At 34.6% G+C, this 13,450-nt stretch carries 8 protein-coding genes; 4 read left to right on the forward strand and 4 right to left on the reverse strand.

Features of this window, described 5'->3' with window-relative positions:
* Positions 1-77 precede the first annotated feature (77 nt).
* From EMTOL_RS16320 to recQ, 4 genes are all read right to left on the reverse strand, one after another.
* Positions 78-1,391: a cation:dicarboxylate symporter family transporter gene (locus tag EMTOL_RS16320; protein WP_015030415.1), complete on the reverse strand. Its 1,314-nt coding sequence runs from the start codon at positions 1,389-1,391 to the stop codon at positions 78-80.
* A gap of 36 nt (positions 1,392-1,427) precedes the next feature.
* A complete protein-coding gene (locus EMTOL_RS16325) occupies positions 1,428-2,336 on the reverse strand; it encodes an AEC family transporter (RefSeq protein WP_015030416.1) in 909 nt (302 codons plus the stop codon).
* An 84-nt stretch (positions 2,337-2,420) separates the two neighbouring features.
* On the reverse strand, positions 2,421-6,932 hold the full coding sequence (locus EMTOL_RS16330; protein WP_015030417.1) for a 3-coathanger stack domain-containing protein: 4,512 nt from the start codon (positions 6,930-6,932) through the stop codon (positions 2,421-2,423).
* Between the two features lie 106 nt (positions 6,933-7,038).
* Positions 7,039-9,186, reverse strand: coding sequence for a DNA helicase RecQ (gene recQ, locus EMTOL_RS16335; protein ID WP_015030418.1), 2,148 nt, complete (start codon positions 9,184-9,186; stop codon positions 7,039-7,041).
* A 106-nt stretch (positions 9,187-9,292) separates the two neighbouring features.
* Between recQ and EMTOL_RS16340 the strand changes: the two genes are divergently transcribed.
* From EMTOL_RS16340 to EMTOL_RS16355, 4 genes are all read left to right on the forward strand, one after another.
* Positions 9,293-10,888: a M28 family peptidase gene (locus EMTOL_RS16340; protein WP_015030419.1), complete on the forward strand. Its 1,596-nt coding sequence runs from the start codon at positions 9,293-9,295 to the stop codon at positions 10,886-10,888.
* A gap of 388 nt (positions 10,889-11,276) precedes the next feature.
* Positions 11,277-12,107, forward strand: a complete 831-nt coding sequence (locus tag EMTOL_RS16345; protein WP_015030420.1) for a MotA/TolQ/ExbB proton channel family protein — start codon at positions 11,277-11,279, stop codon at positions 12,105-12,107.
* 103 nt (positions 12,108-12,210) lie between these two features.
* Positions 12,211-12,813, forward strand: a complete 603-nt coding sequence (locus tag EMTOL_RS16350; RefSeq protein WP_015030421.1) for an ExbD/TolR family protein — start codon at positions 12,211-12,213, stop codon at positions 12,811-12,813.
* A gap of 31 nt (positions 12,814-12,844) precedes the next feature.
* Positions 12,845-13,399 carry a biopolymer transporter ExbD gene (locus tag EMTOL_RS16355; protein ID WP_015030422.1) on the forward strand — a complete coding sequence of 185 codons (555 nt, stop codon included), beginning with the start codon at positions 12,845-12,847 and terminating at the stop codon, positions 13,397-13,399.
* Positions 13,400-13,450 lie beyond the last annotated feature (51 nt).

The following is a 13,450-nucleotide window of genomic DNA, read 5'->3' on the forward strand; positions in this document are numbered from 1 at the left end:
AAGGCTTAGAGTTAAAGAAAAAAACCTTTTTTTGCTCAAATAACAGTTTTTGCCCACTTTCTAAGCCTTTTATCTAATTATTTGTTATTGATATTATCCTTGATGATGTCTTCATAGTCAGAAATATGACTAAAAGCAGTTTTCATTTTTTGGCGGTCGAATTCCTTTTCATTGTTTGAAAGCCAAATAGTAGCCACTCCATTTCCGATGAAATTGGTTATGGCACGGGCTTCAGACATGAATCTATCAACACCCAACAAAAGAGCTAATCCTTCAACTGGAATTACTTTAACTGCCGTTAGAGTAGAGGCAAGCACAATAAACCCACTTCCAGTAACACCCGCAGCACCTTTCGAAGTGACCATCAAAATTCCGATTATGGTAAGAATTTGTTGGAAATCGAGGTGAACATTAAAAACTTGGGCCAAAAATATTACTGCCATTGATAAATAAATGGTTGTTCCATCAAGATTAAATGAATAACCTGCTGGTACTACTAAACCAACGACCGATTTGGAACAACCCATTTTTTCTAGCTTTTCCATTAATGATGGTAAACCAGCTTCAGAAGAGGAAGTGCCAAGTACAATCAATAATTCTTCACGAATAAATTTGAGGAAGGCCCACAGGCTAATTTTATAATATCTCAGTATTAATGCAAGCACTACAAAGATAAATACGGCCATTGTCACATAAACTGTTCCCATGAGTTTAGCTAAGGGTAGAAGCGTATGGATACCATACTTGGCAATAGTGAATGCCATTCCACCAAATGCACCAATAGGAGCAAAAAGCATTACTTTGTGCAAAGCCCAAAATACTTTTTTAGAAATTGGACTGAGAAAATCAACGACTTTTTGTCTTCCAGAATAATTACTTAATCCAACTCCAAGAGCAATCGCAATGACTAATACTTGAAGGGTAACATTGTCAAAGAAGAACTTTAACCAACTAAATTCACTGGCACTTTTGGTGTATTTCGAAATATCGCCTCCTTTAATTGTGTCAGTAACAACACCATCTCCTGGACGAATTACATTAGCCACGACAATACCCACCAAAAGTGCGATTGTAGTAACTACTTCGAAGTATAAAAGAGCTTTAGCACCTACTTTTCCCACTTTTTTCAAATCACCCATAGAAATGATTCCTAAAGTGATTGTTAAGAAAATAATTGGGTTGATAAAAAGTTTAACAATACTTATAAATATGCTACTGAGAAATTCGCTAAAAGTATTTTTTATTTCAAATTCTGATATAAACAAATTTTGCTTAAATCCTTTTTCAAATAAGGGTTTTAAGGCAAATTCGGGGTTGTAATGACCTAATAAAACGCCTGCTAAAATGGCAGTTAATACCCAAAAAGTTAAATTTGTAAAGAGTTTTTTCATTGTTTAATCCTCCAATAGGTAAAGGGAGTGTTAGGTTTAGTTTGAAATTAAGAAATGTATGCAAACTGATGTTAATATTGAAATCGGAATACTGATTCCAATCATCATCGTGGCTAAAGGTGGGTTTAAACGATGATTTATGGCAATAATTGAGGCGGTATTCATGGAGCCTAAACCCGCTGCAACCACGCACATTTGACCGACCCAAGAATTTTCTTTGAGCAAAATAAGGTATAATACAAAGATTATCAAAGGAGCGAGCAATAGTTTAAAAAATAAACCTAATAAAAGCGGCGTTTGTGTAAAGTTTTCTCTCTTAAAGTTAATCTGAAATCCAACCGAAATTAGGGCAAGAACGGTAAACGGACTACCTAATTTTTGCAGTGTTTCAGCAATGATTGCAGGAAAATGAAAGCCAGCAATATTAAATATGGCAGCTATACAAAAAGCCATAAACGGTGGGAAAGTAAAAATATTCGTAATAATTTTTTTGATGGAAGGCTCAGAGGATGAATAATAAGAAGCTGTAATGATTCCTAAAGTTCCACAAACAACAAAAGAGCCCGCTTGACTCATTAAAATACCTATTTGAACACCCGCTTTTCCATATAGGATTTCAAAAATTGGAAATCCTACAAATGAAATACTACTAATGCCAGCCGTAATAGTTAATGCTCCAATACTACTTCTATCAAGATTAAAAATCGGAGCAATTCCATTGAAAAATAAAAAAGAACAAATATAAAGGATGTAGGGCATGAGTACAGGCAAAAGCTGACTCATATTAAACTTAATTTCGGTTGTATAAAGTAAAGTTAGAGCAGGTAAGCACACGTTTATAATAATTGCATTTAGGGCATGGTGTGTATCTTTGGGTATGCCTTTTATTCGTTGGAGGATTCCCCCCAACGAAAGACAAATGATTAATAATAGCAAATTGGTCATTTAAGAGGTGTTTTTCTACCAGCTTAAAGATACAGGATTCAAAGAAAATTGAAAAAAATATCGTACGAATCTACGATAATGATTTTAGAAATTTCCGCAGCCATCAATTTGTGCTTTGAAATTGGCATTATTGTTTACTTGAAATCCTGGATTTAGTAAAATTACTTTCTGCGAGTCATAAGTAATATTTGCTCCACTTTGAATCGTATTTATAGCAGTAAGTGCCCCGCTTGTTTCGTATTTTTTAACTTGCCCACTTGTATGTGTAATAGTTACTATTTGACTTGGTGGACAGGCTCCTACCGTCACAGTGGCACTATTGGGGCTTCCAATTGTACTGCTAATATTACAACCATTAGCAACATTCAAAACAGTATAGGTGGTAGTAGTAATAGGGTATTTTTCAATAGGTATTGACAAACCACTAAAATTGATTGTTTCATTTGAACTACCGTTATTTAAAACCACACTTATTCCTCCCGCAAGCTTATCGGTTTGTAAAGTAAGCGTGGCAACCTGACCACTTAGTATATTGGTTGAACCTAAAATTTTGACTGTCGGAGCCCCTTCACCAATTGACGTTCCTCCATTTGTTGACCAAGTTCCAATAACCTTTGGATTATTTGTCCTCACTCTAACCCAATATACACTTACATTTGGATATCCTTCATATCCAGTAGCCACTGGAAGGGTATTAGGTATTGTTGCTTGGAGAGTGTTGCCAACCACGGTTGCCGGTAGTGAATAGATATTTGAAGTAAAAGCTCTAGTATTATTGTAAGGAATTACGTAGTAAAGGTCAATAAAATAATTAGTAGATGGGCCAAATGTGCCCGTTTGAGTAAATGGAACTGTTATGGTTTGTCCATAACAAATTCTTGCCGAAGCATTACCCGTTTCAAGAAATACTACATTCACAGTGGCACTTCCTGAAACATTACCATTGCCGCAATCATTACTTAGGTTTTGTAAGGTGTAGGTGGTTGTATTAGAGGGTTTTACCTGAAAATAATAAGGATTTGAATGAGTAATAATGGTTGTGGTATTCGTTCCATCGTATAGATTAAATTTATAAGGGCCTATTCCAGTAAAATCAACTTTCAGTGTAGCTACTTGTTCTGTAAAATAAAGCGAATTTTGGTCTTTAATAATTGCTTGATTTCCACTAATGGTGGCAGTAAGACTTCCGCTGACTGAGGTTAGCCCAATATTATTTGCTAAACTGAAAATAGGGCTTCCACCGGTAATTCCTTTAATTCGAATTCGGTAATTATTTCCTGCTGGAAGTGCATTTGGTATAGTACCAATTAATGTATTTCCACTCTGTGTCGTTGAAATATCCGCAAAATTTGCACCATTGGCGTCTGATAGTTGTAAAGTAAAATTGGTAAATGTACCCGACGAAAGAAAATATACATTCACGTTTGCATTTGAACATAAATGAGAAACACTCAATCGATTAATTTCAATGGCTTGTTTTTTCTCAATGACTGTTACCTGTTGATAAGGTGCGGCTGCAACAGATTGACAATTATTAGCATCGAAAAGATTGGTTAGATAATAATTCTTCGAATATTGTGGGGTAATTGTATGATTATAAGTGCTATTGCTTCCAAGAATATTTAAAAGTTTATCACCTTGATCAAGTTTGAAATTAAAGGGCGATGTCCCATCGTAAATATTATAATTCAGAGTTACGGCATCCCCATATTCTACTTCAACGTCTGAAGGGCTGGAATAAGCATAAGGTGAGGTTTTTAAAAATACGTTTGCTGTATTGCTGGTAGCATAAGGGTTTTTAGAAAACACTTTAATGTTGTAAGTAGTAGCAAGATTTTGATAAGGGATACTTACTTCAAAACTATTACTCAATTTTTTTACGGTTACGTTCGGAACTATGTATTCGTAGCCATAGTAAGTATGCCATACTTTAGCACTAAATGCATTATCGTTTTCAAAGCTTAAATTTGTTGTAAATGGAATGAGTATTTTGGTTGGTTGACAAGTATTCGAAGGAGTGGGTGTTCCTAAAACAATTTTCGGAGTGGCCACTACATTCAATCTACCTCGACCGACATATTCTCCGTTTCCACAACTATTACTTGCATTAATTGGTAAGTAATCAATTTGTGCCCCAGCAATGCCACCAGAGTTGATGCTAACGGTATAATCTTGGAAATAACTTGTTGAATAACTATATGAACTTAGACTGGGGCTTGTCCATCCTCCACCAGAAATATTAAAGTTAAAACTAGGGTAATAACCCGCCTTTATTTTGATAACACCAGTTTCACCCGGTTGTATGTAAGAATCTCCAGATAATTCAATGTATGGAGGTTGTTTAGTAACCACCAACCACTGTGCAGAAGTGCCTATTACATTTGGGTTACTTGCAACTATCCTAACTTTATAATAGATATCTTGATAAGCTCCTAAACTTTTAGGCATGGTAAAGGTAAGTTGATTAGGAGTAGTATAGGCTTGGGTTGGTACATCAAAGAAATTAGTGTTTGGGTTAGTACTATAAGAATTGTTATATTCTTGAAGTTGAACCTGATAAACAGTTCCCGCTGTAAAACTGCCAGTAGTAGTAAACGGAATTGTAACTAAACTACCTCCACATAGATTGTTTAACCCAGAAATATTTCCAACTGTAATCGAATGGGTTAGGTCATTTGGAACAACTATTACACTTAAACTATCTAATGCATGTGAGAAACCTCTTTCTGAACATGATAAATCTCCTGAAGCAGCTGTGTTGGCATCTACTTTATACAAATAAAACTTAATATTTTTAGTAACGGTATCAACCTTTGTAATTCCAGTAAGTGCATTAAAACCTCCAATTAATAAACTATTATAATCAATGGTTTGCCCTTTGTCGGTAACAAGTATAGGTTTATAAGGCTTTAAACTTCCAAAATTATTGGCATAAAAATCAGGGCCTCCACTAAATTTGTATGGAATATAAAATGATTCATTTGGGGAAATTTTTATCGTACTTTCGCCAGTAATAGAACCAGTGGAACGGTTCATAACAATAAAGTCACTCGAAGGGGTAAAAGAGTCGTTGATGTAATCAACTGTTGTGTTAGCATAGCTTAAAGAAGTATTTTTAGGAACGAATCTGATTCTATTTTTACCTGTTTTTACCCATGCTGGAATCTCAACATCTAAAATTTCATCATTTCCTGTTCGGAAAAATACTACATCCTGCCAATCTTCAATATTATTTTGTAAATCATTAACATTTGCCATTTGAATTTTGAAACTATCTTCGGGCATTTGTCCACGAACATTATAATCTACATGTAAATATTCGTCTTTGCAGTAATTTCTAAAGTGTGAATAGATATCCAAATTTTTATTGTCTTGGATTCTCATTTTGAAAATCAAGTCTTTCACTGAAATATCTACAGATTGCTCAAAACTATTAACACAGCCATTTCCATCTACTAAAGGTCCGAATGTATATTTTTTTGAACTTACCGGAGATACCTGTAAATCATAAGTATTATTGGTGATTTTTAAAGCAGAATTATCAAAATTTAAAATCCACGGAGCCGTGCCCGTGAGGGTAACTCTAATTTTTACATTTTCGCCCTTAGCAATTTGATTTGGGTTGTAGTAATCAACGGCATCCACAACAGTTACATTATAACTTGATTTTTGACGAAGTGTAAGGGTTGTTGTAGAAACTGGACTGAAATATTCAACCGAATTTGCATAAACTTTTATTCTTAGCTTATATCCACTTGCTGTGGGTTGCCCAACATCTGTAATGGTTGCCGTAAGTCTATTTGGAAAACTATAATTAGTTTCGGTTGGTAAATTTCTAAAATTCTCACCATTTTCATCTGAGATTTGCACAGTATAGCCGTAGCAGTTTTGGTTAGATGTAAATGGAACGTAAATTTTATTACCAATACATATATTGTCATCACTTGGTGTTCCGATGGTTAATATTGGAGGGGTAACGTTTACTGTGGCATTATTTTGAGTTGGAGAAACTGTTCCAGTTCCACAGGCATTTGAAACACTTAGTAAGGTATAAGTGCCAGCTTGACTAAGATATAAGTTATATGGTAGTGTATAAGCTGTTTGGGTTAATGGGCTTTCATAATCTTTCTTATAACTAAACGTAAATGGCCCAGAACCAGTAAATGTAATGGGTACATTAACCCCGCTACCACAGGCATCAAATCCAAAGGTTCCGGTTAATGATGCACCCGGCGTGCCTTTGACAACACTAAATGAAGATGAATTATAAAATGTTCCCGTTGGCGTACTAATGAAAGTTGCTCGTATTTTGTAAGTTCCAGCGGCCGTGTTTGAAGGAATATTGCAGGTAATTGACTCTGGATAATTGCCTGTATAATTTCCAGAACCAATAACAATGACATTTGAGTTAAAGTCATCATTTGATAGTTGTATGGTAAGTGCTGTTCCAGTATTGATTCCAACTGAGTAAACACTTACTACGTAGTCATTTCCTGCACAAACATCGGAAGGATAGGGGAGATTGATAGATGTATATTGCCCGAATGAGTTATAAGCAAAGCAAATAAATAGCAAAAGTATAGGTAGTCTTTTCATAAAAGTTTGATAATAAGGACATCGAAATTAAGCGTACTTCGAGCTAATAATCAAACTTTTAGTAAAGATTTTACTAAACGGTAAATCAAGTTTTAAAAAAAGGATTTTATACGTTTTGTTTTGCCCAAATCGCTAAGGCTATTCTTAGTTTCCCATAATCATAAATACCCTCCAGTGCTTCAAATAATGGCTTAATTGCATCGCCTTTTTGAATATTCATCTTAATGGCTTCGGCAATGATTTGATTATACTCGTATTTCATAATGTATTGCCACAAATCTACCTCTTGGCCATCTTCAAAAAGTTTTACTAAATGACTCACAATCGTCACGGGATTTAGTGAACGTTTAGCTGCCATTTCTTCAAGTGTAAGACCATTCTTATACATTTCAAAAGTTTCCAAAAAAGTCATTCCTTTCTCTTGCTTAGCACGTGCGATGGTCGGATTTTCACCACTAAATCTCAATATTTCATTGATAAATTCATCTCCATACATTCTGAATTTTTGTTCACCAACGCCAGAAACGGCCATCATTTGGAAACGATTGATTGGCCTTTTTTGTGCCATATCTGAAAGCGTAGCATCAGAAAATACAACAAAGGGAGGAATATTTTGCTCTTCAGCAATTTTCTTTCTAAGTATCCTTAATTTCTCAAACAAAGCATCTTTTATTACATCTTTTTTCGTTCTTTCTCTAGGCACATCTTCATCTAAACGTGCTTTTTTAACATCATAAGGTTCAAATCTTACTAGTTCAACTTTTCTTTCATTTTTTAATACTTGCCATGAAACGGGGTTTAGTTTTAAATAATGGTGTTCGTCATAGGCAATATCAACTATTCCAGAGTTAAGCATTTGTGTAATATACTCAGCCCATTCTTCGTATTTTAGCTCTTTTCCTACTCCAAAGGTTTTCAAATTCTGAAATCCTTTTTCATAAATTGAACGATTCTGAGAACCTCGAAGAATATCAATCAACATACCCATAGCCGCTTTTTGTTCTGCTCTTGCAATGGCCGATAATGCTTTTTGTGCGAAGATGGTTGCATCGAATCTTTGTGGAGGGTTTTGGCACACATCACAATTTCCGCAATCGTTATTAGTTTCTTCATTGAAGTAACTCATGAGCACACGCCTTCTACAAATTTCAGATTCAGCGTATTGTTTCATTCTTTCAAGCTTGGCCAATTGAACCTCCTTCATTTCATCGGGAAGTTCAGATTTTTGAATCATTTCTTTGCGGGTAATGATATCGCCAAAACTGTAAAATAAAAGGGTGTCAGATTTCATACCATCTCTGCCTGCTCTACCAATTTCTTGGTAAAAACTTTCTACATTTGAGGGTAAACTATAATGAATCACAAATCTCACGTTAGATTTGTCTATCCCCATACCAAAGGCGATTGTTGCTACGATGACTTGGATTTCATCTTTTATATAGGCGTCTTGTACTTCAGCACGTGTTTGTGCATCTAGGCCAGCATGATAATGCATTGCTCTTATGCCTAATTTTCTTAATCCTTCTGCAACGTCTTCCGTGTTTTTTCTACTCAAACAATATATAATTCCCGACTGATTAGTGCGTTTGGCAATAAATTCATGGATTACTTTAAGTCTATTTCGTCCCGGTAAAACTCGGAGATTTAAGTTTGGCCTATCAAACGATGATATGAATATAAGTGCCTCAGGAATCCCTAATTGATTTAAAATATCCTTTCTTGTCACTCTATCGGCCGTAGCTGTTAAAGCTACCATTGGTACATTGGGGAAAGTATCTTTTAAAGCTTTTAATTGAATATATTCGGGTCTAAAATCATGCCCCCAAGTAGATACACAGTGAGATTCATCAATGGCTATCTGATTCACATTGAGGGTTTTGATAAATCCAAGATAATTATTTGAAAATAGTTTTTCGGGCGAGATATACAGGAGTTTTAAGGAACCATTTTTACAATCCTCTTCAATGGTTCTCTGTTCGATTGTTGAAAGCGTACTATTTAAAAAAGCTGCAGGTATTCCATTTGATTTTAGGGCTTGTACTTGGTCTTGCATCAATGCAATAAGTGGAGAAATGACCAATGTAATGCCAGGCATTACCATTGCGGGAACTTGAAAACAAATAGATTTACCACCACCCGTTGGCATTAAAACCATACAGTCTTTTTGGGCAATAATAGTTTCTATAATTTCAGCTTGTAGTGGACGGAATGAATCGTAACCAAAATATTTCTTTAAAACTTCTTCTTTAGTCATTTGTATGTATTTCTACTGAATTGCAGCAAAAATATATTTAAAAGATGATTTCTAAATTGAAAACCATTATTTTTACTGAAAATATTCAACAAACCTACCGATTTTCATGAAAAAAACGCTGTTTTTATCATTTTTAATGAGTACGGCAATTTATGCCCAAGATAAATCTTCTGAGTACGCTTCTTCTATCACAGCCCAAGATTTAAAACGACACCTCACTTACATTGCTTCAGATAGCTTAGAGGGAAGAGATACGGGTTCTGAAGGTCAAAAAAAAGCCGCTAATTATATTGCGAAACATTTTGCTGATTTAGGTTTAAGACCAATTGCTCCACAAAAAGATGGTAGCAAAGGTTATTTTCAACCTTTTAATTTGTATCGCAAGGTATGGAAAGATGCCTACATTAAAATAGGCAACAAGAAAAAGGAGTTTTTCAAAGATTATTATCCAAATGGTTTGACCAGTATTCCAGATGAACAATCAATTTCGGTGATATTTGCGGGGTATGGAATTGAACTAGATAATTATAGTGATTACAAAGATATTAATGTTGAAGGTAAAGCTGTAGTTTTTTTTGATGGTGAGCCTAAAGATAAAGAAGGCAAATGGATGTTTACTAAAGATGCCGAAAAGTCAGAATGGTCAGATAGAAGTGGTTTACAAAAGAAAATCAATATCGCATTAACTCACGGTGCAAAGATGTTTTTTGTTGTTTCAGCTACAGATGCAAGCAAATTTTCTTCATTAGCAGCAGAGCGAAAAGCTGTTTTATCGCGTTTTAATCAACTGAGTTTTAATTCTTCGAATTCATCAGAAAAAGCTACGGCAAACCCTACGTTTTTCGTCTCTTCTGAAATGGCAGCTGAAATGTTAGATACGAAGATTACCAAGTTATCAAAAGCAGTTGATGAAATCGCTCAAACAGGGCAAAGTACTGCAAAAAAACTGAAGTCATCGAAAATATCAATTAAAGTTGAAAGAGGAGAAGTGCCAGTCGAAACTCAAAATGTATTAGGTTTCTTAGAAGGTACTGATAAAAAGGATGAAGTGGTATTAATCACAGCACATTACGACCATGTGGGTATTCAGAATGGACAAATTCACAACGGTGCTGATGATGATGGTTCGGGTACTTGTGCAGTACTTGAAATTGCAGAGGCATTCGCAAAAGCAAAACAAGCAGGAAATGGTCCTCGTAGAAGTATTCTATTTATGACAGTTACTGGCGAAGAAAAAGGTTTATTAGGTTCTCAATATTATACTGATAAAGACCCTATTGTTCCATTGGCAAATACTGTGTGCGATTTGAATATTGATATGATTGGTAGAATTGATAAACAACATGCTCCCAAAGAAGAATATGTCTATTTGATTGGTTCAGATAAATTATCATCAGAATTACATAAAATCAGTGAAGATGTCAATAAGAAGTATATAAATTTTGATTTAGACTATACTTTCAATGACCCTAAAGACCCTAATCGTTTTTATTATCGTTCGGACCATTATAATTTTGCAAAGAATAAAATTCCAGTAATTTTTTATTTTACAGGTGTACATGAAGATTACCACCGTCCGGGTGATGATGTTGAGAAAATCTTATTTCCAAAATACCAGCAAATATCTCGATTAGTTTTTCAAACTGCTTGGGAATTGGTAAATCGTGATGAGAGAATAAAAGTAGATAGCAATAAGCAATAATACTTTTTATATGTTTTGGTTGGTAAATACCCCAAAATTGTAGCAAAAAAAAAATGGTACATAAAATTTAGTATTACAATTTTTTGTATCAATTTGAAAGTATTGCTAAGTAGTTGATAGCTAAAATGTTAAGACTTCTTATTGTATCAAAGTGATACTAAAGAAATCTTGGAAAAGTTCAATAAATCATTTTTTGAATAAAAATTAATTGTATTTATACTTTTTTGTTTCACGGTTTTTCTATAAAATTGTCAAAAAATTAAAAAGAATACTTTATCTGGATTGGCAGTATTTTCTTTTGAAATAGCTCGTATTTTTAATTTTTTAATCTTTTAATTAACAAAATAAACATTTTTAACTTTTTAAAACCCTAAAATTTTCTAATCTAATGGAAAAAAAGACAGCAGCCCCTGCAGCTAAACCAGCAGCAAAACAATCAACTGGTGGTGGATTAAACCCAGCTTTCACAATTCCAGTACTTCTTGGAATTGCAATTGCAACTTACGTATTCATCTTAGGAGATTCTAGTCACTTCCTTGATGCCGAAAAACACAAACCAAAACCAGGTGACTTCTTTGGCCTTATCCACAGTGGTGGTGTTGTCGTACCAATCTTGATGACATGTTTCCTTTGTGTATTAGTTTTCTCTATCGAGCGTTTCTTCACAATTAACAAAGCTTCTGGTACAGGTAATATCGATGCTTTCGTTCGTAAAGTACGTTCTTTATTAGATGCTAACAACGTTGCTGATGCAATCAAAGAGTGCGACAAACAAAAAGGTTCTGTAGGAAATGTAGTAAAAACTGCATTAGGAAAATACAGCCTTCTTACAACTGACGCTTCTTTAGACAAAGAACAAAAATTAGCAGCTCTTCAAAAAGAAGTAGAAGAAGCTACATCATTAGAGCTTCCAATGTTAGAAAAAAACCTTACAATTCTTTCAACTTTGGCAACTGTATCAACTTTGATCGCCTTATTAGGAACTGTATTAGGTATGATTCGTGCGTTCTCAGCTTTAGGTGCTGGTGGTGGTGCTCCAGATGCAGCTGCTCTTGCAACTGGTATCTCTGAAGCCTTGATTAACACTGCGTTAGGTATCGGTACATCTGCAATCTCAATCATTATGTATAACTTCTTTACATCTAAAATTGATGATTTAACTTACAAAATTGACGAAATCGGTTTGAGCATCCAACAAAATTTTGCAGCTCATAACTAATTAGATAAAACATTTAGGATTATATCTAAAAATAATTTAAGTATTTAGACAATAATCTAATTTGTTTTCGTTATATTTGTAAAAACTAAATCATTAAGGAGTTATGCCAGCAGTAAAACCCAAACGAAAGAGTCCTGTCATGGATATGACAGCGATGTGTGATGTGGCATTCTTGTTATTGTCGTTCTTTATCATGACAACTCAGTTCAAAGGTCAAGAATCAGTAACAATTGACACACCTTCGTCAATCTCGCAAACAAAAATTCCTGAAACAGGTGTAGCCACCATAAGTATTGACCCGAAAGGAAAATATTACTTTGGTATTGCAGATGCAAAACAACGTGGTGAACTGCTTCAAAGAATGGCTCAAAAGTATAATGTTTCTGTTAGTTCAACAGATTTGAAAAGCTTTGAGAAATTATCAGATTTTGGAATCAGTATCTTAGGTTTAAAACAATATTTGAATATGCCTCCAGAGGACCAATTAAATGTTGTAATGCCAGGTATTCCAAATGATAGTACAAAGAGTGAATTAGGTGATTGGGTTCAAACTTACTTGTTAGAAGTAAACCCTTCAGCTAAATTGGCGGTGAGAGGCGATGCAGCCACAAACTATCCGGCAGTAAAAAAAGTACTTAACGAACTTGGTAAAAGAGATATCAACAAGTTTCAGTTAATTACGGGTGTTGAAAATGCACCAAATTAATTAGTAGAAACCATCTAAACATTGTAAAACAATGGCAGAAATAGACACCTCCAGTGGTGGTGGCAAAGGTGATGGTAAGGTACGGGCCAAGAAACAATCCGCAAGAGTTGACATGACTCCCATGGTAGATTTAGGTTTCCTACTGATTACATTCTTTGTGTTCACCACGACGTTCAGTAAGCCGAATATGATGAAATTGAATATGCCAGAAAAGGATAAGGATGAAACCAAAAAACCTGAAACGGCAGAAATCAAAGAATCAAATACGATTACGATTCTAATGGGAAAAGATAATCGCGTTTTCTATCACCAAAAGTCATCTAAAAATTTGACTCCGGAATTATTGATGGAAACTGATTACTCAAAAGATGGTATTCGTACCGCTATTTTGAAAGCAAGAGTAAATGCAATTGACCAAACAAAGTTCACAGTTGTAATTAAGCCTACCGATGATGCTACTTATAAAAATACAGTAGATATTCTTGACGAAATGGCTATTACTAAATCTGATTTGTATGCAATTGTTGACCCTTCGAAAGAAGAACTCGAAATTTACAAACAGAAAATAGCTGTTCCTAAGCAATAATCGTGAAATCTCGTTAAGTATTATTCATATTTAATGGCTAATTTTTAAAAT

It is taken from the genome of Emticicia oligotrophica DSM 17448, from assembly GCF_000263195.1.
In the GTDB taxonomy this organism is placed as follows: Bacteria; Bacteroidota; Bacteroidia; order Cytophagales; family Spirosomataceae; genus Emticicia; species Emticicia oligotrophica.

Coding starts and splice junctions, on each gene's coding strand:
- EMTOL_RS16320 (WP_015030415.1), bottom strand. CDS start 1,391: ATGAAAAAACTCTTTACAAATTTAACTTTTTGGGTATTAACTGCCATT.
- EMTOL_RS16325 (WP_015030416.1), bottom strand. CDS start 2,336: ATGACCAATTTGCTATTATTAATCATTTGTCTTTCGTTGGGGGGAATC.
- EMTOL_RS16330 (WP_015030417.1), bottom strand. CDS start 6,932: ATGAAAAGACTACCTATACTTTTGCTATTTATTTGCTTTGCTTATAAC.
- recQ (WP_015030418.1), bottom strand. CDS start 9,186: ATGACTAAAGAAGAAGTTTTAAAGAAATATTTTGGTTACGATTCATTC.
- EMTOL_RS16340 (WP_015030419.1), top strand. CDS start 9,293: ATGAAAAAAACGCTGTTTTTATCATTTTTAATGAGTACGGCAATTTAT.
- EMTOL_RS16345 (WP_015030420.1), top strand. CDS start 11,277: ATGGAAAAAAAGACAGCAGCCCCTGCAGCTAAACCAGCAGCAAAACAA.
- EMTOL_RS16350 (WP_015030421.1), top strand. CDS start 12,211: ATGCCAGCAGTAAAACCCAAACGAAAGAGTCCTGTCATGGATATGACA.
- EMTOL_RS16355 (WP_015030422.1), top strand. CDS start 12,845: ATGGCAGAAATAGACACCTCCAGTGGTGGTGGCAAAGGTGATGGTAAG.